A 23158-nucleotide genomic window follows, 5' to 3' on the forward strand; every position below is an offset into this window, starting at 1 on the left:
ACCGGCAATCGGCATTCCCGCCGCCTTGGTGAAACGGCCTGACCGCGGCGTCAGGGCGCGCGCCCATGTCCGCGCGCGAAGCGGGTGCGGGTGGGCATGACGGTTGCCGATGCGGCCTTGCCTGACCTGTCCGTAAAGGTTGTCGGCCATCGTGCGATCCTGTCCGGCCACCTGGTCGTGTGGACGCTGGGCAAGCTGTCCGACACGCCGGATGCGGCAGGGATCGATCTTGCGGGCGTTGTCCGGATGGATACGGCGGGTGCATGGGAACTGGCGCGGCGGCGTGCGGCCGGGGGCACGCTGACCGGACTGTCCGACCACCATGCCGGCCTGCTTGCGACCGTCACAAGGGCGCTGCCCGTGCCGGACCCGGCCGTCAAGGCTCCCCCCTGGTGGAGCCGCATCCTGGACGGCACGGGGCGCCGCGTGGCCGGGGCGCTGGCCTATCTGGGCGAACTGACCGAGTATCTGGGACGCACCCTGGCCGCGCTTGGGCGGGGATTGCGCCATCTGTCACGGTTTCCGGCGACATCGCTGATCCATCACTGCCAGGAAACCGGCTTGCGCGCCGTGCCGATCGTGGCCGTCATGTCCTTTCTGATCGGCGTGGTGCTGGCTTTCCAGGGTTCGGACCAGTTGCGCCAGTTCGGGGCCGAGGTGTTCGTGGTCGATCTGATCGCGATCTCGATCCTGCGCGAACTGGGCATCCTGCTGACGGCGATCATCGTGGCGGGGCGCACGGCCTCGGCGCTGACCGCGTCCATCGGGTCGATGAAGATGCGCCAGGAAATCGACGCCATGCGGACCCTGGGGCTTGACCCCGACCTGGTGCTGGTCCTGCCGCGGGTGCTGGCCCTGGTCCTGATGCTGCCGATCCTGGGCCTGGTGTCGGCGCTGACCGGCCTGCTGGGCGGTGCGGTGATGTCCTGGATCGAACTGGGCATTTCCCCGGCCGTCTTTGTCGCGCGGCTGGCGGATGTCAGCGTCAGCCACGCCGTCGTCGGCCTGATCAAGGCTCCGGTCTTTGCCCTGATCATCGGGGTGATCGGCTGCCATGCCGGGATGCGGGTCGGCCAGGACGCGGAATCGCTGGGACGGATGACCTCGTCTGCCGTCGTCAGCGCGATCTTTGCCGTCATCATCGCGGACGCGGCCTTCTCGGTCTTCTTCGCGCAGGTGGGGTTATGAACGGCGATCCTGTTGTCCGCGTCCGGGGCCTGCGCACGCAATTCGGCGATCATGTCGTGCATGATGGCCTGGACCTGGACCTGCGGCGGGGCGAGATCCTGGGGGTCGTCGGCGGCTCGGGGACCGGGAAGTCGGTCCTGCTGCGCGCCATCGTCGGGCTTGAGGCGTGCCAGGGCGGCACGATCGAGGTGCTGGGAAAGCAGATCGGAACCCTTTCCGGTCCCGACCGGCGCGCGCTGGAACAGCGGTGGGGGGTGATGTTCCAGGACGGGGCGCTCTTTTCGTCGCTGACCGTGCGCGAGAATGTCGAGGTGCCGCTGAAGGCCGTGGCAGGCCTTTCGGATGCGCAGCGCCAGGGACTGGCGGAACTCAAGATCTCGATGGCGGGGCTGCCCTGGAAGGCCAACGGCAATTACCCTTCGGATCTTTCGGGAGGGATGCGCAAGCGCGCGGGACTGGCGCGGGCGCTGGCGCTGGACCCCGAGATCGTTTTTCTGGACGAGCCGACGGCCGGGCTGGACCCGATCGGCGCTTCGGCCTTCGACAAGCTTATCGTGACGCTGCGCGACGCGCTGAACCTGTCGGTGTTTCTGGTCACGCATGACCTGGACACGCTGCACGCCTGCTGCGACCGCGTCGCGGTGCTGGCCGAACGCAAGGTGCTGGCAACCGGCACGATGGCCCAGATGTTGCAGGTCGATCACCCCTGGGTGCACGAGTATTTCCACGGACCCCGGGCGCGGGCCGCGACCGATGGCATCCCGGACAAGGACTGATCCCATGGAAACCAAGGCCAACTATATCCTGATCGGCGCCTTCACGATCGCGGGCTTTCTGGGCATCCTGGGATTCGTCCTGTGGTTCGCGCGATTGGAACTGGACCGCCAGTTTGCCTATTACGACGTGTATTTTCCCGAAGTGTCGGGCCTTGGCGTTTCATCGGACGTGCGTTTCGCCGGGCTGCCGGTGGGGCGGGTCGTGGACATGAAACTGGCGCCCGGCAACCCCCTGCCCGTCCGCGTCCGGCTGGAGGTGATCCTGGACACGCCCATCCGCAGCGACAGCGTGGCCGCACTGGAGGTGCAGGGCGTTACCGGCGTGGCGCTGGTCGCGATCACCGCCGGATCCGCAAGCGCCCCGCTGCTGAGAGAGACCGACACCGCCGAGGTGCCGGTCATCGCCTCCAGCCGGTCGGCCTTGCAGACGCTTGGCGACGAGGGACCGCAGATCATCAGCCGCCTCAGCCTGGTGGCCGAACAGTTGTCGCAAATCCTGGGACCGGACAATCAGGGCCGGGTGGCCGCGATCCTGGACAATGTCGAACGATCCAGCGGCAACCTGGACCAGGCGCTGGAGGACGTGGCCACCGCGACCGATGCGGTGTCAAAGGCCGCCACCGGCATCGCGGCCTTCGGGGCGCAGATGGATGGTCTCAGCCGCAGCGCCGGCGTGACGCTGGAGCGTTTCGCCGATGCCGCGTCCGAGGCCGAGACCACCCTGGCCGCCGCCACGGCGACATTGGATCGGGTGGACCGCTATGTTTCGGGCGATCTGACGACGATGACACAACAGCTGGAACGCAGCGCCGCGGGGCTGACCGCCTTGGGTGAACGAGGCACGGCCAGCCTGGACGGTCTCGACACTGCGCTGTCGGCAGGCACGCGGGCCTTTGACGCGGCGGAAACCGTCATCACCCGCGATCTGGCCCCCGTGGCCGGCGACCTGCGCGACACCTTGGCCGCGGTGAACACCGCGCTGGCCAGCCTGCCCGAGGATCTGCCGCAAATCACCGCAAGTCTGCGCCAGGCCGCGGATTCGGCCGCCGGGGCCTTTCAGTCGCTGCGCAGCGTGATCGACGGCGCCGGCACACCCGTGCAGGCCTTCGCCGCCGACACGCTGCCCCGGATCTCGCGCTTGTCCCAGGATCTGCGCGCCCTGGTCGAGAACATGAACCAGCTTGTCTCGACCCTGCGCCGCAATCCGACACAGCTGCTGTCCGGTCCCCGCACCCCCGAATTCCGCCGCTGATGAGGTTTCCATGCGCCTGCTTCCCGCCCTGTTGATCGCAGCCCTGGGCGCTTTGCCCGGATGCGGTGCCCTGTCCGCCCTTCAGGGCGAGCCGGACCGCGACCTGTTCGAGCTGCGCCCGCCCCCCGCCCGAAGCTGCGGGCGCGCCCGGATCCGAGAGCTGGTCATCGAACCCCCGAAGGCGCGCGGCACGCTGGACAGCGACCGGATCATGATCCGTCCCTCGGCCCTGCAGACGCAATACCTGCCGGACGCGCAGTGGGGCGACACGGTGCCGGCGATGCTGCAACGCCTGCTGGTCCAGAGCCTGGGCGCGACGGGCAGCTATTCCCAGGTCGGCCGTGCGCCTCTCGGGCTGTCGGGCGACTATGCCCTGATCAGCGAGATCGAGGATTTCAATGCCGAACTGACCCCAGATGGCGTGATCGTCCGGCTGACGGTCGAGGCGCAGATGGTCAGCGAGATGGAGGCGGACGTGATCTCTCGCGGTCGTTTCGCCGCCACCGTTCCCGCGGCCAGCACCCGCACCGCGGATCTGATCCCGGCCTTCGACGCGGCGGCGCGGCAGCTGGTCACGCAAATGACCGATTGGGGTCTGCGCGCCTCGGGCGTGAACCCGGGGGGATGCCGGTAAGGAAAGCCCGGCAATGCGGCGGTCTTTCCAGGACATGCCGCGCCCAAGGCAGGATCATTCGCGCCCTGTTCATGAGGGCAGTATCGGACAGGTCCCGGAACGGCGCGGCCGGACCGGGCGGTGGACGGGCGGCTTTTTCTAAAGGGCGAACGTCCCGTCCGGTCCCGGCCCTTTCCCGTCCAGGGTCGCTCCTTCCCCCGTCACCTCGATCCGGCGCTTGCGGCCCGCCACCGTCACGGTGGCAGTGAAGCCCGGCCAGTCGGGCGGCAGCGCGGGGTCGATCCGCAGGCAGTCGCTGCCTTCGGGGACGATGCCCAGAATGCCCTCGACCGCCGCGCGATACAGCCAGCCTGCGCTGCCCGTGTACCAGGTCCAGCCGCCGCGTCCGGCCTTGGACCCTTCGCCATAGACATCGGCGGCGACCACATAGGGTTCCACCCGATAGCGGTCGGCCTCAGACCGGCTTTCGGCGTGCGAGATCGGGTTCAGCAGATCGAACAGCCGATGCGCGTCGCCGCCACGGCCCATCCGGCCCAAGGCGTAGACCATCCAGCTTGCGGCATGGGTGTATTGGCCGCCGTTTTCGCGCACGCCGGGGGGATAGGACTTGATATAGCCGGGTTCCTTGTCGGTCCTCTCGAACGGCGGGGTGAACAGCTTGAACGCCTGCGCACCCTCATCCACCAGCCGGGTCAGCGCGGCGTCCACCGCCGGACCGACCCGGTCGGCCTGTCCCGCGCCCGAGATGGCGGCCCAGCTTTGGGCGATGGAATCGATCCGGCATTCGTCGGACCCCGCCGATCCCAGGGGGGTGCCGTCGTCGAAATAGCCGCGCCGATACCAGGCGCCGTCCCAGCCTGCCGTGTCCAGCGCCTGCGCCACCGCGTCGCGGTGCGCGCGCCAGGCGGCCGCGCGGGCGGTGTCGCCCCGCGCCTCGGCCAGGGGGGCGAAGCTGTCGATGGTGGCGCAGAGGAACCAGCCCAGCCAGACGCTTTCGCCCCGGCCCCCTTCGCCCACGCGGTTCATGCCGTCGTTCCAGTCGCCCCCCCCGATCAGCGGCAACCCGTGCGGCCCGGTCCGCGCCACCGCCAGATCCAGCGCGCGCGCGCAGTGGTCATAGAGCGGCGCGACCTCGCCCGACGGTTCGGGGGTCAGGAAGGCGTCGTGCTGGCCCGGTTCCAGCGCGGGACCGGCGATGAAGGGCACGGGTTCGTCCAGGATGGCGCGGTCGCCGGTCAGGCGGACGTAACGCTCGGTGATGTGGCCCAGCCAGACCACGTCGTCCGAAATCGTCGTGCGCACCCCCGCGCCGCTGGCGGGCAGCCACCAGTGCTGCACGTCGCCTTCGGGAAACTGGCGCGCGGCGGCATTGAGGATCTGGCGGCGGCACAGGCCGGGGTCGTGCAGGATCAGCGCCGAGGTGTCCTGCAACTGGTCGCGGAACCCGAACGCGCCCGAGGCCTGGTAAAAGGCCGACCGCGCCCGGATCCGGCAGGCCAGCGCCTGATAGGGCAGCCAGGTGTTGACCATCAGGTCCAGCTTCGGATCGGGGGTGCGGACCTGCAACGTGTCCAGAAAGCCGTCCCATTCCGCCGCTGCCGTGTCCAGGGCCTGCGCCGCCTCGGCCCCGCCGGTCACGTCGCGCAGCAGGTCGGGCAGTTCGGCCTCGGGGGCATCGGCCAGGGCAAAGACCACCTCGATTGTCTCGCCGGGGTCCAGGGTCAGGCGGGTCCGCAGCGCCAGGCAGGGATCGCCGCCGGTCTCGGCCGAGGCGCCCGGCCAGGCTGCGGCCAGGGCATCGGGGCGGCGCAGGTCGCCCGCGCCCAGCAGGGCTGCGCGCGAGGCGAGGTGCCCCGTCACCGGCCGGTCGCAGGCAAGCCCCGCCGCCCGGCCCGGAAACTCGACCGCGAAGGCGTTGCGGGCGATGATCGTGTTGCCTTCGGCGCGGGCGCGGATCACCGGGGCGGTGCGGCCCCGGTCGTTGCCCAGCACCAGTTCGGCATAGGCCAGGCAATCGAGGTCCAGCCGGTCCCGTCCACGGTTCGTCACCCGCAGCCGGGTCAGCTTGGCCGGGCCGCCGGTGGCCAGCACCTGCACGGCGTCCAGATCGACCCAAGTACTCCAGGACCGGAAGCGGCTGAAGCCCAGGCCGTGCCGCGTCTCGTGGATGGCGCCCGGATCGCCGGACAGCGCCGCGAAGGGCGATGCGATGCGGCCCGTCTTGCGGCAGCGCAGCAGGATCGCCTCGCCGGGGCGGTTTTCCACGGCGTCGTTGGACCAGGGCGTGATCTGGTAATCGCGCGAGTTCACGGCCCAGGTGAAGCCCGCGCCTTCGGCGGACACGTGAAAGCCGAAGCCGTCGCGGGCGATCACGTTGATCCAGGGCTGAGGTGTCGTTTCCCCGTGCCGCAGGCGGACGACATATTCGCGCCCGTCGGCGGAAAAGCCGCCATAGCCGTTGAAGTGGCGCAAATCCTCGGCCGGGAAGGCGGGAAGGTCGCGGGGCACGCCCGTTGCCGGGCCGGGCAGCGACAGCTGCGCCAGGCGCGGCGGGGCAGCCTTGGCGGCGTCCACGCGGGCCATCTGCTCGGACAGGGTGCCGTTGCGGCTGTGCAGCACGACCCGCGCCACCGCCAGCAGCGCGCGCAGTTGCGCGGGGTCCATCTGGTCCTGCCGCAGGACGAAGACACGACGCGCGGCGGGGTCGGGATGGCCCGGACGCAGGAAGGTGTCGCACAGCGCGTTCAGCGCGTTCTGCAGATCCTGGATATAGCTGGACGCGCGGTCGTTCAGGACCACCAGGTCGGCATGCACCCCGTGATGGCGAAAGTATTCCATCATCCGCAGCGCCTTGCGGACGATGGGCAGGTCGCTTTCCGTATCGACCCGCAGCACCATGACCGGCAGGTCGCCCCCGATCCCAAGGCCCCACAGCCCCGATTGCGGACCGACGGCCTCGCGGATCTCGGGATCGGCCACGCCCATGCGGCCATCAGACCAGATCAGCTGCGCGGCATAGGCGCGAAACACCGCCGCCTCCTCCAGCGAGCTGTTCATGTAGCGAAGCTGCACCTGCGATTGGGTCCAGGCCAGGCGGCTTTCGTGATCATAGGCGGCTCGGTTGGCATAATGGGTCAGGGCGGTGTCCAGCGTGGCCTCGTCATCCGCCACGATGGTCCAGAAGGTCAGAACGGCCTCCTTGCCGGGCGCGATGCGGACCCGGCGGCGCAGCGACAGGATCGGGTCCAGCGTGAAGCCCTGCCCGCCCTCCAGCCGGGCGCCGGGGTCCATCGCGGCGGGGCGGGTGATGTCGCGCCCCTGGCCGATAAAGGCGCGGCGGTCGGTTTCCGCGCCCAGGGGCGTGCCGCCGACGGCTAGGTGGGCCAGGTGCAGCACCGGTTCCGTGCCGCGGCGGTTGCGCCGCGCGATGACGGCGCTGCCGTCGCGCCCGATGGCGGTGCGCACGAACATCCTGGAAAAGGCCGGATGGGCGAGGTCGGCCCCCGCCCGGTCCAGCACGATCTCTCCATAGGTGGTGACCTCGATCACGCGCGGGCGGGCGGACCGGTTGCGCAGCGTCAGGCGCATCCCTTCGGCCTGCGCTTCCGAGGCGACGATCATCTCCAGATGGCTTTCGATGCCAAAGGCGGTTTTCAGGAATTCGGCCTTGTGATCGGAAAAGATCGCGCGCGCGTCCTCGGACGGCGCGGCCTTGGGCGCGGCGGTGGCGGACCACCAGTCCTGCGTTTCCGCGTCGCGCAGGAACAGGAACAGCCCGTCGCGGTCCAGCGTGGGATCGGGGCGCCAGCGGGTGACGGCCCGGTCGTCCAGCCGGGACCAGCCGGTGCCGGTGGCGGTGACCATCCGCGTGTAACGGCCGTTCGACAAAAGCCCGATGGCGCGCGGGGCCTGGCCCGGATCTTCCACGACCGTTTGCGGCGCCGGAGCCGGTTCCGCGTCGCTGCCCGCCAACCCGTGGCCGGGGGCGGTGCGGGTGATGGGCACGATCTCGCGCGGGGCCTTTTCCTGCAACAGCAGTTCGGCCGCGCGGATCACCGGGTCGTCGTGGAAACGGTCGCGGTGGATGCCTTCCAGCACCGCGTTGGCGATGGCCACGATGGTCATGCCCTGGTGATGGGCCATGACGTTGCGGACCACGGCCAGGTCGGCGCCCTCGGGCAGGCGGGCGGGGGTGAAGTCGATGGCGTCGAAGAAGCCATAGCGGCCCAGGGCGCCGATCTCCTCCAGCCGGTCCAGGTTGGCCACCGCCGCGCGCGGACGGATCTGGCTGGCCAGCGCCGTGGCATAGGGGGCCACCACCAGGTCGTCGCTGCCCGACCGCTTCAGCGCCAGCGCCGGCACGCCAAAGGCGTAGTATTGATAGTTCATGTCGCGGTCCCGCGCGTTGAAGGCGCTTTCCGACACGCCCCAGGGCACGCCCCGCGCGCGGCCATGGGCGATCTGTTCGTCCACCGCCGCCTCGCAGGATTGCGCCAGCAGGCTGCCTTGGCGTTCGTGCATCACCAGGGGCGGCATCAGGTATTCGAACATGGACCCCGACCAGGACAGCAGCGCGCCGCGCGTCCCCAGGGCCGCGACCGGGCGGCCCAGGCGGAACCAGTGTTCGTTGGGGGCGTCGCCCTTGGCGATGGCGAACAGGCTGGACAGCCGCGCCTCGGACGCCAGCAGGTCGTAGCAGCTTTCGTCCAGTTGCGCGGCATCGGCGCGGTATCCGATGGACAACAGCCGCCGCTGGGGGTTCATCAGGAAGCCGAAATCCATCCCGAAGGCCAGCGCGCGGGCGCGTTCGGACAGCGCGGCCACCCGTTCCTGCACCTTGGGGGCATTGCCGGGCGGGCGGATCGCGGCCTCGCAGGCCCGTTGCAGCGCGTCGGCCCACCACAACAGATCGCCGCCGTCGCTGTCGATTTCCGCCACATAGGCCTCGGCGAACTGGCGGATGTCGTTGGCGATCACCGCCAGGTTCAGGCTGCGCACCGAAGCAAGCTGCGGTTCCGCCAGGATGTTGGCATAGCTTTGGGAAAACCCCTCGATCCGTTCCTGCACGCGGCGGCGCAGCGGGCGCAGGGCGCGCCGGTCGTCGGGGATCGCCGCCAGTTGCCGGGCCAGCACGTCCAGCACGTCACCGATGCCCTGGGGATTGGTGGGCACATGCACGATCGCCCCATGCGCCCATCCCCGCAGCGCCGAGGCCAGCGTCACCAGATGCCCCGCCAGGTTGCCGCTGTCCACCGACGACACATAGCGCGGGTGCAGCACCGACAGGTCGCGGGTGTCGTACCAGTTGAACAGATGGCCGTTCAGCTTTTCCATCCGCTCCAGCGTGGTCAGCGTGGCCTCGATCCGGTCCAGCGTCTCGGGCAGGCCGATCCAGCCGAAATCGCGCGCCGAGAGCGTCGCCAGCAGATACAGCCCGACATTGGAGGGCGAGGTCCGTTCCGCCACCTTCGGCACGGGCGAATCCTGGAAGTTGTCGGGCGGCAGGTGGTGGGTGTCGGATCCCACGAATTCCTCGAAGAAGCGCCAGGTGATGCGGGCGGTGCGGCGCAGGGCGGCGCCGTCCGCCGGGGCGATGTCCAGGCGGTCCTGCGTTTCCAGCGTTTGGCTGGTTTCCCAGGCGATCAGCGGCGCGGCAAGCCAGGCCAGCGCGACAAGCGCCGCCAGGGGCAGGTTGGCGGGATTGACCAGCGCGACCAGGATCAGCGCCGCGGCCGCCACCGCCGGGGCCGCCGCCATCCGCCGCAGGTAATCGGCCCGGCTGCCCGCCCCGCCCGCCGCCACTTCGGAATTGCTGCGCCATTCCAGCAGGTGCCGGCAGCTGACCCGCATCCGGTGCAGGGTGCGGGCAATCGCGTCCAGGGCCAGCGCCGCCTGGTGCGGCATGAAGGACAGGCGCAGCAGCACGGCCGAGACAAAGGCGCCCGCCTCGGCCAGCAGCACCCGCAGGTGCCGCCGGGCCGAGACCGACGGATGGTTCGGCACCAGCCCGGCGTAAAAGCTGATCAGCGGACCCAGGAACAGGGTCAGCACCAGCAACGCCTGCCAGCGCAGCGCCGCGCCGGGCGCCAGCGCCAGCCAGCCCCCGACCGAGGCCAGGATCCATGCCGCAGGCAGCAGGGACCGGCGCAGGTTGTCCACCATCTTGAACCGCGCCAGCCCGTCCAGCCCGTTGTCCCGCGCCAGCACGAAGGGCAAAAGCTGCCAGTCGCCGCGGATCCAGCGGTGCTGGCGGGCGGCATCGACGTGATAGCGGACGGGAAAATCCTCGATCACCTGCACGTCGGTGACAAGGGCGGCGCGGGCCAGCGCGCCCTCGAACAGGTCGTGGGACAAGACGGTGTTTTCGGGGATCCGCCCGTCGGTGGCGCGGGCAAAGGCGTCCACGTCGTAAAGGCCCTTGCCGGTGAAGCTGCCCTGGTCGAACATGTCCTGATACAGGTCCGACACGGTGAAGACGTAAGGATCCAGCCCCCGGTTGGCCGAGAAGATCCGCTGAAAGACCGAGGCCTCGTCCCCCGCCGTCAGCGAGGGCGTGACGCGGGGTTGCAGGATCGCGTGCCCCGCCACCACCCGGCCCGACGGGTCGCTGACGGGGCGGTTGACCGGATGGGCCAGCTTGCCCGCCAGCGCCGCGACCGTGTCGCGCAACAGCCGCGTGTCGCTGTCCAGCGTCAGCACGAAGCGCACGTCGCCTGGCGGACGCGGGCCGCTGTCCATGAAGGACGTGTCGGCGTCGCCGCGCAGCAGGGCGTTCAGTTCCGTCAGCTTGCCGCGCTTGCGTTCCCACCCCATCCAGACGCCTTCCTGCGGGTTGTGGATGCGGTGGCGGTGCAGCAGATAGAACCGTCGGCCCGTGGCGGAATACCGCGCGGCCAGCGCCTCGATCCCGGCCCGGGCATGGGCCAGCAGCAGGTCGTCGCCGGGGCGCATCTCGACGGGGCTGTCGGCCCAGTCCGACAGCAGCGCGAAATCGACCGCTCCCAGGGGGTTGGCCAGATAATGCAGTTCCAGCGTCCGCAGCAGCTCGTCCGTTTCGTCGTGCGAGGTCAGCAGGCACGGGATCACCACCAGCGTGCGGGCCGATTCCGGCACCCCGGCGGTGAAGTCGTAGGCGGGCAGGCGGCGGGGCGGGAACAGCCGGGCGGCGGCGACCTGCGCCACGGCCAGCATGGCATCGGAGGCGGGGAACAGGGCCAGCAGGAACAACGGCGCCGCGATCCCCGCCGGGGCGTCCAGCCCCTGCACCATCAGCAGGGCGACCAGCAGCGTCAGAACCGCCACGGGCACCGCCAGCGCGGGCCAGCCGACGCGCCGGGCGCCGCGCCGCAACCGCTGGGCCAGGGTGGGACGATAGGCGATCCGCGCTTCCAGACCCGGCAGGCCGTCGGCCATCAGCACGCGGCCGGGGTCCGCCCCGTCCGAGGCCGCCAGCGCGGCCCGCGTCACCTCGACCTCGGTCAGGTCGGACCGGCGGGCCAGCCGCTCGATCTGCTCGCGATAGGCGTTGCGTGTGGGGTTGTCGAGGGCCGCGTAATCGGGCGCGCGGCGCAGTTCCCGGTCCACGGCGGACACGCTTTCGAACCATTTCAGCCAGTCGATCTCGTCGATCAGGCGCAGGCTGCGGATGATGTTGCCCACGGTGACGTTGCCGCTGGACTGGCGCGCGTGTTCGGCCGCCAGCACCGAATCGGGGGTCTGCCCCGCCTCGGCCAGCCGCGCTTCCAGCCAGTCCAGCGCCAGCGCCGTGGCCCCCGACCCGTCGCGCAGCCGGTACAGCAGTTGCGCGGCGAAGGTGGCGTCCCGGGCCGCCGCCGCCTCGGGCACCAGGGTCGCGGCGGCTTCGGGCGCGGTGCCCGCCATCAGCCGGTCGGCCAGAGCGTTGGCCGCGGCGCGCTTGCGGCGGCCGTCCTCGATCCGGTCGGACAGGCGGCGCAGGTTTTCCAGCAGCACGAGGCGCAGCAGCGAGGGGACGGCCCAGATCTCGCCGATGGTCAGGTCCAGGTGCCGCTGCATCCCGCCCACGGTCTGCGTCAGCCCCTCCAGGGTGACGGCGGAATTGGTCAGCGCCACATGGGTCCAGGCCAGCGCCAGCACGCGCGGCACGGTCTCGCCCCCTGCAAGGCGCAGCGACGGAAGGCTGCGGTACAGCTTTGGCGTCAGGTCGCGGCGCAGGTGGCGGAAGGTCTCGTCCACGACGTGATGGTTGTCCAGCAGCCATTCGGCGGCCGGGGTGACGGTGCCCTTGTCGCGGACCACGTTGAAGATCGACAGATAGGTGGCCCGCACCGCCGCACGGTTGTCCGTCAACCGGCCGGGAAAGTCGAAGGGCTGCCAGGCGGGCAACGCGGGGGCGGACGCGCTTGCCAGATCGGACCCGGCCTGGGCAGGGCTGCTGTCCAGCCAGATGTCGTGGCGGATCGGGGCCGCCAGTTCAGCCCAACGCCGCGGTTCGGGGCGTCCGTCCGGGCGGTCAGAGCCGCGCACCGGACGGCGGCGGGAAGAAATCGGGCTGGAGATCACAAAGGGCCGCCTTGATGAGGAGATCTGAAAGGCCAACGATCCGGCCATCCCCTGGTTTCCTGTATATTCTGCGTCGCGGCGAAAAGCGGGGCGATTGGTTGCCGAGCCTTGGCAGGCCGGCACGCCGCGGGGACGTGGCGGCAAAAAGTTGCCGCTTTTCGGGGCAGCATCGAGAAGCCTGACAGTCGCCCAGGGCAGCAGGCCCGCCCTTCCGGACGGCGTCCTGTCGCGGACCGCCCCCGGTTTGCCTGCCTGCGGACCCTTTCATGCCCCGACATCCGATGGATTTGGCATGTTAGCCCCCTGGACCCGCGATGGACATGCACGCTTTTGGCATCACGGATCGGCAAATTCCCCGGCCGACAGGGTTGGCCGGCCAGACATCCCCGTGGACCCGCGGCGCGATCAGGCGATCAGGCGATCAGGGCAGCCCCTGGTTCGGGAAGCGCGTGCCGAAGCACCTTTCCTGATTCACGGTGTGCCTGATAATCACGCTTGGTGCCGCAATAGGGCGCATCATCCGGTTCGGTAATGGGATTTTGCGTCTTGCGGGGCGTAACCGTTTGCTCTGCCGCAGGCCGCCGCAGCATGTAACGGACATGAGTTGACGGCTAGGGTTCCGGCATCCCGCGCCCCGGGATGCGCCTGGACCGAGAGCCGTCACCGCCGGGAGAGACATTCCCGGCGGATGCACGGCGGGACAAAAACCCGGGAGACCTCGTATCAGCCAAGGGATTGGCCGGTCGCAGGTGTCCGCACGATCCCTTCAACAGACGGAGTGGATCAGATGCACGACCCCGACTTCCATCGCGACTTCTGCCGGGCCAGGCTGATCGGCGCCGTGACGCTGGGCCTGTGCCTGGCCGTCGCGGGCCACGCCCGCGCCGAGGAGAAGACCGACTTCAAGGTCGCCTGGTCGATCTATGCGGGCTGGATGCCCTGGGGCTATGCCGCGGACAACGGCATCGTGCAGAAATGGGCCGACAAGTACGGCATCGCCATCGAGGTCACGCAGTTCAACGATTACGTCGAATCGATGAACCAGTTCACGGCGGGCGGCTATGACGCCGTGACGCTGACCAACATGGACGGCCTGTCGATCCCGGCGGCGGGCGGGGTCGATACCACGGCGGTGATCGTGGGCGACTTTTCCGCCGGCAACGACGCGGTGATCCTCAAGGACGGGACCGCCCTGACGGACATCGCGGGGCGGCCCGTGAACCTGGTGGAATTCTCGGTCTCGCATTACCTGCTGGCCCGGGCGCTGGACAGCGTGGGCCTGAGCGAACGCGATGTCAGCATCGTGAACACCGCCGATCCCGACATGGTGGGCGCCTTCCAGACGCCCGACGTGACGGCCATGGTGACCTGGAACCCGATGGCCTCGGAAATCGCGGCGCTGCCGGGGGCGACCAAGGTCTTCGACAGCGCGCAGATCCCCGGCGAGATCATCGACCTGATGGTCGCCAACACCGAAGTGCTGCAGGACAATCCCGACTTCGGCAAGGCCCTGGCGGGCATCTGGTACGAAACCACCGCCCTGATGGTCGCCGACACGCCCGAGGGCGCGGCGGCGCGGGCGGCGATGGGCGCGGCCTCGGGCACCGACGGGGCGGGATACGAGGCGCAACTGGCCGCCACGCGGCTGTTCGACAAGCCCGCCGAGGCGGTGGCCTTCGTGAACTCGCCCGATCTCGCGACGACCATGGACCATGTCCGGGGCTTCCTGTTCGACAAGGGGCTGCTTGGACCCACGGCGCCTTCGGCCGATGCCGTGGGGATCGAGCTTCCCTCGGGGCAGGTGCTGGGCGACGGCGCCAACGTCAAGCTTCGCTTCACCGACGACTGGATGCAGATGGCCGCCGACGGCGCGCTGTAGGACTTCGGCCCGACAAGGAAACCGCCATGCGCTGGATCAACCGACGACCCCGCCGCGGCGCCGAGATGCTGCTTTTGTGCCTGCCCTTCGCGGCGCTGGTCGCGGCCTATCTGATCGGCTCGGCCATCCGGCTTGACGCCAATCCCGCCGACAAGCTGTTGCCAAGCCCGGCCCAGCTGTGGGCGGGGATCCAGCGAATCGCGCTGATGCCCGACCCCCGCACGGGCGAATGGCTGCTGTGGTCCGATACCGCCGCCAGCCTGATGCGCCTGGCGGCGGGGCTTGGCATCGCGACCGTCATCGCGCTGCTTCTTGGGATGGCGGTCGGCCTGCTGCCCTATCTGCGCGCCAGCCTGGGCGCCTTCGTGGCCTTCCTGTCCATGGTGCCGCCCTTGGCGCTGCTGCCGATCCTGTTCATCACCCTGGGCCTGGGCGAGGCCGCCAAGATCTGCCTGATCGTGATCGGCGTGGCCCCCATCATGACCCGCGACCTTGCCCTGCGCGTCCACGAGATCCCGCGCGAGATGATCGTCAAGGCCGAGACGCTGTCGGCCTCGACCTGGCTGATCGCCCTGCGCGTGGTGCTGCCGCAGGTGCTGCCGCGCCTGCTGACCAGCCTGCGCCTGCAACTGGGACCGGCCTTCCTGTTCCTGATCGCGGCCGAGGCGATCTCGGCCGATGCGGGGCTTGGCTATCGGATCTTCCTGGTGCGCCGCTATCTGGCGATGGACGTGATCTTTCCCTATGTCGCCTGGATCACGCTGCTGGCGGTCCTGGCCGACATCGCCATCGACCGGCTGCGCAGCCGCGTCTTTCCCTGGTCCGACCTGGAGCGCGGGGCATGAGCGCCATCAGCGTCGAGAATGTCTGGAAGGAATACGGCGACCAGGTCGTTCTGGAAAACCTGTCCCTGCAGATCGCGGATCGGGCCTTCGTGGCGCTGGTGGGTCCGTCGGGCTGCGGCAAGACCACCTTCCTGCGGATGATCCTGGGGCAGGAAAGGCCGACCCGCGGCCGCATCCTGCTGGACGGCCAGCCCCTGCCGCCGGAACCGGGGCCGGATCGCGGCGTGGTGTATCAACGCTATTCGGTCTTTCCGCACCTGACGGTCGGGGGCAACGTGATGCTGGGACCCGAACTGCGGGGCGCGCGCCTGACCGGGCGGCGCTTCGGCGCCGCGCGCCGCAGGCTGGCCGATGAGGCGCGCGCCATGATCGCCGCCGTCGGGCTGGCCGGGTCCGAGGACAAGTATCCCGCCCAGCTGTCGGGCGGGATGCAGCAGCGTCTGGCCCTAGCGCAGGCGCTGATGATGCGGCCCCGCGTGCTGCTGCTGGACGAACCCTTCGGCGCGCTCGACCCCGGGATCCGCGCCGACATCCACCAGCTGATGAAACGCCTGTGGAACGAGGTGCCGATGACGGCGGTCATGGTCACGCATGACCTGCGCGAGGCCTTCACCCTGGCCACCCGCGTCATCGCCCTCGAACGCCTGCGCGACCGCCCCGAGGAACGGGAACGCTATGGCGCACGGATCACGCGCGACATCTCGATCTGGCCGCCGCGCGTGGCCGGGCAGCGGACCTCCTTCGACCCGCCCGAGGGGGCGGAACCGCCGCTTTGAACCCCTGCCCGCCGGGACGACCCGGACGCGGCCCTGTTTCCCTGCCGGGACGGCCCGGCCCCCGAGGAGACTTGCGCATGAACCACATCCCCCGGACCCCCGAACGGATCGCCGCCGACCGCGCGCGATACGAGGCGCATCAGCGCCGCGGCCTGGATTTCGCGCCAAAGGCCCTGCCCGCGCCATCCGCCGTTCCCGCCCCCGACTCCGATCCCGGCCGCGTCCTGGCGCGCGAAACCATCGCGGGCGGCTGGTACTGGACCACGCGGCTGGCGCGCGGCGAGGCGCTGCGCATTGCCCCCGAAACGGTGACGGGCACCGTCGCCCTGGCCGCCTGGTCCGCCACCGACCCGTCCGAGCGGATGAACCTGCCCGACACGGTCAAGGTGCAGTGGACCACCGCCCTGGGGCGCGGCCGGGTGATCTTTTCCGACATGGGCCGGGTGATGCTGTCCATCACCCAGGACAGCTGCGGCGCCCATGACGCCCTGACCGGCGGAAGCCCGGCCACCCCCGGCGACATCGCGCGGCGCAACACGCGGCAGAACATGCTTCTGGCCGCGGCCAAGCTGGGTCTCGACCGGCGCGACCTGCCCGCGCTGTTGTCGCTGTTCGCGCCGGTCCGCGTGGATGCCGGGGGGCGCTTCGGATGGCGCGCCGACCTGCTGTCGGGGCAGGACTGGGTCGAGCTGCGGGCCGAGATGGACCTGATGCTGGCCTTGTCGAACTGTCCCCATCCCCTGGACCCCGATCCCGCGCAGCCCACGCCCGCGATGATCGCCACGCGCCTGTCCGCCCTGCCCGTCGCGGCAGACGACCCGTGCCGCACCGCCACCGCCGAAGCCATCCGCGGCTTCGAGAACAACGCCCGGATGTAAGCCCATGGAACGGATCCACGACATTTCCGCCGAAAACCCCTGGTCGGGCATCGTCCGCAAGGGCCAGACCATCCGCATCATCGACAGCCACGGCCAGCAGGCGATCGACACCATCTTCTACAACGCCGCCGATCCCGGCGAACGCTATTGCAACCAGAACACCATGCGCGACAACGGCGCGGCCTATATCGGCACCGGCAGCCGCATCGTCTCGAACGAGGGGCGGCTGATGCTGACGGTCACCGCCGACACGGCCGGGCGGCACGACACGTCGGCCGGGTGCTGTTCGTGCGAAAGCAACACCGTCCGGTTCGGGCACGAGACGCGCTATCTGCACGCCTGCCGCGAGAACTTCATCGTCGAGCTGGCCCGCCACGGCCTGGGCAAGCGCGACATCGTGCCCAACATCAACTTCTTCATGAACGTGCCGATCGGCCCAGACGGGACGATGACCATCGACGACGGCATCTCGTCGCCCGGTGACCATGTGGAGCTGCTGGCGCATATGGACGTGCTGTGCGTCATCTCGAACTGCCCGCAGGTGAACAATCCCTGCAACGGCTTCGATCCGACGCCGATCCGCGTCATCATCCGGGACTGACGATCATGTTCGACAAGGTGCTTATCGCGAACCGCGGCGAAATCGCGGTGCGGGTGATCCGCACGCTGCGCCGCATGGGGATCGCCTCGGTCGCGGTGTGGTCGGATGCCGACCGCTTCACCCTGCCGGTGCGGCTGGCCGATGAATCGGTGCGGCTTGGCCCGGCGCCCGCCACGGCCAGCTATCTGGACGCCGATGCGGTGATCGCCGCCTGCAAGGCCACCGGCGCGCAGGCGGTCCATCCCGGCTATGGCTTCCTGTCCGAGAACATCGGCTTTGCCCGGCGTCTGGCCGCCGAGGGCATCGCCTTCATCGGCCCGCGCCCCGAACACCTGCAGGCCTTCGGGCTGAAGCACACGGCGCGCGCGCTGGCGCAGGCGGCGGGCGTGCCGCTGCTGCCGGGATCGGGCCTGCTGGACGGGCTGGATGCGGCCTTGGCCCAGGCCGCGCGCATCGGCTATCCGGTGATGCTGAAAAGCACGGCGGGCGGGGGCGGCATCGGGATGCAGCTTTGCGCGGACGGGGACGCCCTGCGCGCAGCCTTCGACACCGTGCAGCGCACCGCCACCGCCAGCTTCGGCGATGCCCGCGTCTATCTGGAACGCTTCGTCGCCCATGCCCGCCATGTCGAGGTGCAGGTCTTCGGCGACGGCCGGGGCCGGGTGATCGCGCTTGGCGAACGGGACTGTTCGCTGCAGCGCCGCAACCAGAAGGTCGTCGAGGAAACCCCCGCCCCCGGCCTGTCGGACGCGGTGCGGGCCGCGCTGCACAAGGCGGCGGTCGATCTGTGCGCCAGCGTGTCCTATGCCTCGGCGGGCACGGTCGAGTTCATCTATGACCCCGCGCGCGAGGCGTTCTATTTCCTGGAAGTGAACACCCGGCTCCAGGTCGAACACCCCGTGACCGAGGCCGTCTTCGGCATCGACCTGGTCGAATGGATGATCCGCCAGGCCGCGGGCCAGGACGTGATCTCCGGCACGCCCCCGGCGCCGCGGGGCGCGGCGATGGAGGTCCGCGTCTATGCCGAGATGCCCCATGCCGGTTTCCGCCCCTCGGCCGGGCTGCTGACCGAAGTGCGCTTTCCCGAAGACGCGCGCGTCGATACCTGGATCGAGACCGGAACCGAGGTCACGCCCTTCTACGACCCGATGCTGGCCAAGATCATCGTCAAGGCCGACGACCGCGCCGCGGCCATCGCCGCGCTCGGGTCCGCGCTGGCGCAGACCGGCATCGCCGGGATCGAGACGAACCTGGGCTATCTGCGCGCCATCGCGGGGTCGGACCTGCTGGCCTCGGGGCGGGTCGCGACTACCGCGCTGCGCGATTTCGCCTATGCGCCGCCGGGGATCGAGGTGCTGTCCCCCGGCGCCCAGTCCAGCCTGCAGGAACTGCCCGGGCGCATCGGGTTGTGGCATGTGGGGGTGCCGCCCTCGGGACCGATGGACGCGGCCTCGTTCCGCAACGCCAACCGGCTGGTCGGCAACCACCCCGACACGGCGGCGCTGGAACTGACGGTGAACGGCCCGACCCTGCGCTTCCTGTCGCCCGCCACGGTCGCGCTTGCCGGGGCGCGGATGGTCATGACGCTGGGGGACGCGCGCCTGCCGCATGGTCAGGCGGTGGCGGTCCCCGCGGGGGCGGTTCTCACCATCGGCAAGATCGAGGGACCGGGCCAGCGCGCCTATCTGGCCGTGGCCGGGGGCCTTGCCGCGCCAAGGGTGCTGGGATCGCGCGCCACCTTTGCCCTGGGACGGTTCGGCGGCCATGCGACCGGCACGCTGAAGACCGGCGACGTGCTGCACCTGGGCGATGCGCCCATGGGCGACCCCGCGCCCTTGGAGCCGGCCCCGCTGACGCATGACTGGCAGGTGGGCGTCCTTTACGGACCCCATGGCGCGCCGGATTTCTTTCTGGACAGCGACATCGCCGCGTTCTTCGACACGGATTACGAGGTGCATTACAACTCGGCCCGGACCGGCGTGCGGCTGATCGGCCCGGCCCCCGGATGGGCGCGCCCGGACGGCGGCGAGGCCGGGCTGCACCCGTCGAACCTGCACGACAACGCCTATGCCGTCGGCGCGATCGACTTTACCGGCGACATGCCGGTGATCCTGGGTCCCGACGGACCCAGCCTGGGGGGCTTCGTCTGCCCGGCCGTGATCGCGCGCGAGGAGTTGTGGAAGATGGGCCAGTTCCGGCCCGGCGACCGCATCCGCTTTCATCCCGTGGACCGCGCCGGCGATCCGGTGGCGGGACCGGCGGTGCTGCGCGCGGGCGCGGCCATCCTGCACCGGGACAAGGGCGGCCCGGTCGCCACCACCTATCGGCGGCAGGGCGACGACAACCTGCTGGTCGAATACGGCGACATGCGGCTGGACATCGAACTGCGGCTGCGCGTCCACCTGCTCCAGCAGGCAATCCGCGACGCGGGCCTGCCGGTCATCGACCTGACGCCGGGCATCCGGTCGTTGCAGATCCACTATGACGGCACCCGCCTGCCGCGCCGCAAGCTGATCGAGGCCCTGGCCGAGATCGAGGCGCAGCTTCCCGCGACCGACACCGTGCGGGTGCCATCGCGGATCGTCCATCTGCCCTTGTCCTGGAACGACCCGCAGGCGGAACTGGCCATGCGCAAATATCAGGATCTGGTGCGCCCCGACGCGCCCTGGTGTCCGTCCAACATCGAGTTCATCCGCCGCATCAACGGATTGCCCGACGAAGGGGCGGTCAAGGATCTGATCTTCGACGCGCGCTACCTGGTGATGGGGCTTGGCGACGTTTACCTGGGCGCGCCGGTCGCCACGCCCGTCGATCCCCGGCACCGGCTGGTCACGACCAAGTACAACCCCGCCCGCACCTGGACGCCGGAAAACGCGGTGGGGATCGGCGGCGCCTACATGTGCATCTACGGGATGGAGGGACCGGGCGGCTATCAGCTGTTCGGGCGCACGATCCAGATGTGGAACACCTGGCGGCGCACGCCCGCCTTCCGGGACAATCCCTGGCTGCTGGATTTCTTCGACCAGATCCGCTTCTTCCCCGTGGACCACGCCGAACTGGAGGAAGCCCGCCTGGCCTTTCCGCACGGTGCCTGGCCGGTGCGGATCGAGGAGACGAGCTTTTCCTGGGCCGAGGAAAAGGCCCGGCTTGCCAGCCAGTCTGTCCCCATCGCGGCCTTCAAGGCGCGCCAGCAATCCGCCTTCGAGGCCGAGCGCGCCCGCTGGAAGGCCGAGGGGCTGGACAGCTTCATCCCGCTGGAGGCGGCCGAGGCCGGCGACGCGACCCTGCCCGAAGGGTGCAGCGGCGTCGAAAGCCCGGTGCCCGGCAATGTCTGGAAGACCCTGGTCGAGCCGGGCAGCCGCGTTCAGCCGGGCGACAAGCTGGCGATCATCGAATCCATGAAGATGGAGATCACCGTGACCGCCGTGTCCCCGGGCGTGCTGCGCGAATTCCGCGCAGGTCCCGGCCGCACGGTCCGCGCCGGCGACCTGATCGCCGTTGTCCAGGACGCCTGACGCCCTATCCCTTCCGAAAGGTTTGCCATGTTTCCCGAAATCCTGACCCTTGATGCCATCCGCAAGGCCTATGCCGCCGGCTCCACCCCCCTGGACCTGATGGACGAGGTGATCCGCCGCCGCGACGCCTGGCCGGACAAGGCCGTCTTCATCACGCCCGTGCCCGACGACCTTCTGCGCGCCGAGGCCCGTGCCCTGATGGAACGCGGTCCCGAGGGCCTGCCGCTTTACGGCATCCCCTTCGCGGTCAAGGACAACATCGACGTGGCGGGCCTGCCCACGACCGCCGCCTGCCCCGCCTTCGCCTATGACCCCCCGTCCGACGCGACCGTGGTGGCGCGGCTCAGGGCGGCGGGCGCCATCGTGATCGGCAAGACCAACCTGGACCAGTTCGCGACGGGGCTGAACGGCAGCCGCTCGCCCCACGGGGCGCCACGGTCGGTGTTCGATGCCGATTACGTCTCAGGCGGGTCGTCCTCGGGGTCGGCGGTGGCGGTCGCGGCGGGGATCTGCGCGTTTTCCCTGGGCACGGATACCGCCGGATCGGGGCGGGTGCCCGCGGCCTTCAACAACATCGTGGGCGTCAAGCCGACGCCGGGCCTGGTCCCGAACACCGGCGTGGTGCCCGCCTGCCGCTCGGTCGATGTGGTCACGGTCCTTGCGCCCACGGTGGCCGACGCGACCGAGGCGCGCCGCATCATGGAGGGATACGACGCGGCGGATCCTTATTCCCGCACCGCCCTGCCGGTCGGCCTTCGCCCCGCCCCGCGCATCGGCGTGCTGACGGCCTCCGAGCGCGAGTTCTTCGGCAATGCCGAGGTGGAGGCCCTTTATGACGCCGCGATTGCCCGGGCCGAACGGCTGGGCGCGACGATCGTGCCCTTCGACTATGCCCCCTTCCGCGAGGCGGCGGCGCTGCTTTACGACGGTCCCTGGGTGGCCGAACGCCTGGCCGCGGTCGAGGATTTCCTGAACAGCAACCCCGGCGATTTCGACCCCACCGTGCGCCGCATCATCGAGGGCGCGCGCGGCCGCACGGCGGTCGAGGCCTTTCGCGGCCAGTACCGCCTGAACGAACTGCGCCAGAAGGTCGCCCCGGTCTGGGCCGACCTGGACGCGCTGTTGCTGCCGACCTCGCCCACCACCGCCACCGTGGCGGCGATGCAGGCCGATCCCGTCGGAGAGAACAGCAAGTTCGGCCGCTATACCAACTTCGCCAACCTGATGGGCTGCGCCGCCATCGCCGTTCCGGCAGGCTTCGGCGCCTCCGGCCTGCCTGCGGGCGTGATGCTGGTGGCGCCCCCCTTTACCGACGACGCCCTGGTTCCCCTGGCCGCCGCCCTGCACCACGAGGCCGCCTGCGGCCTTGGCCGCGACCGTGACGCCGCCATTCCCGCGCCGCCCCCGCCCCATCTGCCCGAAGGCTGGATCACCCTGGCCGTGGTCGGCGCACATCTGCGCGGAATGCCGTTGAACGGCCAGTTGACCGAACCGGGCGGGGTCTTCCTGTGCGAGGCGAAAACCGCCCCGGAATACCGCCTGTACGCGCTGACCGGCACGACGCCGGCGAAACCCGGACTGATCCGGGCGGCGACGGGCCGGGCAATCGCCCTGGAACTCTGGGCGTTGCCCCCCGACGCCTTCGGACGCTTCGTGGCGGCGATCCCTGCCCCGCTCGGGATCGGCAAGATCACCCTCGACGACGGCCGCCTGGTGGCCGGGTTCCTGTGCGAACACCAGGCCCTGAAGGATGCGGAGGACATCACCGCCTATGGGGGCTGGCGAAACTATGGCCAGGAACGAACGCTCTGAATGGCGGGGGCATCGGACAGGGGGTGAGAATGCGGCCATGTTCTGCATGTCCGGCTCGGTCCTTGCAGGCTCCATCATGAATGCGCCGGTCCTGCCGGAGGGTTCGGACAAGCCCTGGACTTCATACTGCCGAGGCGCCGGAACACCCCGGCAGCCATCAGGTCCTTTGCCCGGGCGATGGAGGGGGACGCGACATCCTCGCCCCTGTGCAGCGGCTTTGCCAGCGAACCCAGGAAACCCTGTGCGGCAAACCTTGGAAGCGGGTGATTAGGGCGCGAAGCATTCAAGAACATGCGAGGAGGCGCCCTTCCACCAACCTGACGCTTGACGAACACCGCGTTCTTGCAAGCCCGCTGCAGGCCGAGGTGCCAAGGACAAGGATTGAGGCGCTGCGCGCGAGGCGCTTGCATCCTGCTCGGCGCTCCTGCCGCTTCCGGAGCCAGTGACTGCGGTCCGCTGAA

At 69.9% G+C, this 23158-nt stretch carries 12 protein-coding genes and 1 riboswitch; of the genes, 11 read left to right on the top strand and 1 reads right to left on the bottom strand.

From position 1 onward, the window contains the following. Nucleotides 1-96: 96 nt before the first annotated feature. From GIY56_RS08225 to GIY56_RS08240, 4 genes are read left to right on the top strand one after another with little or no spacing between them, the layout of a single operon-like run. Nucleotides 97-1188 carry an MlaE family ABC transporter permease gene (locus GIY56_RS08225; protein ID WP_154764323.1) on the top strand — a complete coding sequence of 364 codons (1092 nt, stop codon included), beginning with the start codon at nt 97-99 and terminating at the stop codon, nt 1186-1188. Then, nucleotides 1185-1964 carry an ABC transporter ATP-binding protein gene (locus GIY56_RS08230; RefSeq protein ID WP_154764324.1) on the top strand — a complete coding sequence of 260 codons (780 nt, stop codon included), beginning with the start codon at nt 1185-1187 and terminating at the stop codon, nt 1962-1964. Before GIY56_RS08225 ends, GIY56_RS08230 begins: the two co-directional genes overlap by 4 nt. A 4-nt stretch (nt 1965-1968) precedes the next feature. Beyond that, on the top strand, nt 1969-3216 hold the full coding sequence (locus tag GIY56_RS08235; RefSeq protein WP_154764325.1) for an MlaD family protein: 1248 nt from the start codon (nt 1969-1971) through the stop codon (nt 3214-3216). A 10-nt stretch (nt 3217-3226) separates the two neighbouring features. Beyond that, entirely contained in the window at nt 3227-3850 is a 624-nt protein-coding gene (locus tag GIY56_RS08240) for an ABC-type transport auxiliary lipoprotein family protein (protein ID WP_154764326.1), read from the top strand. A 138-nt stretch (nt 3851-3988) separates the two neighbouring features. On the opposite strand, the gene GIY56_RS18845 is transcribed toward GIY56_RS08240, so the two are convergent. Next, entirely contained in the window at nt 3989-12355 is an 8367-nt protein-coding gene (locus tag GIY56_RS18845) for a GH36-type glycosyl hydrolase domain-containing protein (RefSeq protein ID WP_196053573.1), read from the bottom strand. 636 nt (nt 12356-12991) lie between these two features. Continuing rightward, nucleotides 12992-13108: riboswitch (guanidine-I (ykkC/yxkD leader) on the top strand. A gap of 70 nt (nt 13109-13178) precedes the next feature. Between GIY56_RS18845 and GIY56_RS08250 the strand changes: the two genes are divergently transcribed. From GIY56_RS08250 to atzF, 7 genes are all read left to right on the top strand, one after another. Then, nucleotides 13179-14270, top strand: coding sequence for a putative urea ABC transporter substrate-binding protein (locus GIY56_RS08250; RefSeq protein WP_154764328.1), 1092 nt, complete (start codon nt 13179-13181; stop codon nt 14268-14270). Nucleotides 14271-14296: 26 nt separating this feature from the next. Then, nucleotides 14297-15115, top strand: coding sequence for an ABC transporter permease (locus GIY56_RS08255; RefSeq protein WP_154764329.1), 819 nt, complete (start codon nt 14297-14299; stop codon nt 15113-15115). Further along, nucleotides 15112-15891 (top strand): ABC transporter ATP-binding protein, encoded by a 780-nt coding sequence (locus GIY56_RS08260; RefSeq protein WP_154764330.1) that lies wholly within the window; start codon nt 15112-15114, stop codon nt 15889-15891. The genes GIY56_RS08255 and GIY56_RS08260 overlap by 4 nt, the downstream gene beginning before the upstream one ends. A gap of 77 nt (nt 15892-15968) precedes the next feature. Then, nucleotides 15969-16769, top strand: a complete 801-nt coding sequence (locus GIY56_RS08265; RefSeq protein WP_154764331.1) for an urea amidolyase associated protein UAAP1 — start codon at nt 15969-15971, stop codon at nt 16767-16769. Nucleotides 16770-16773: 4 nt separating this feature from the next. After that, complete coding sequence (locus GIY56_RS08270; RefSeq protein WP_154764332.1) at nt 16774-17370, top strand: urea amidolyase associated protein UAAP2; 597 nt, start codon at nt 16774-16776, stop codon at nt 17368-17370. A 5-nt stretch (nt 17371-17375) separates the two neighbouring features. Then, complete coding sequence (locus GIY56_RS08275; protein WP_154764333.1) at nt 17376-20885, top strand: 5-oxoprolinase/urea amidolyase family protein; 3510 nt, start codon at nt 17376-17378, stop codon at nt 20883-20885. A 27-nt stretch (nt 20886-20912) separates the two neighbouring features. Next, the gene (gene atzF, locus GIY56_RS08280; protein WP_154764334.1) at nt 20913-22697 is read left to right on the top strand and encodes an allophanate hydrolase; all 1785 of its coding nucleotides are present in this window, start codon (nt 20913-20915) and stop codon (nt 22695-22697) included. Nucleotides 22698-23158: the final 461 nt, after the last annotated feature.

Origin of the sequence: Paracoccus lichenicola, assembly GCF_009708075.1 — a bacterium.
GTDB lineage: Bacteria > Pseudomonadota > Alphaproteobacteria > Rhodobacterales > Rhodobacteraceae > Paracoccus > Paracoccus lichenicola.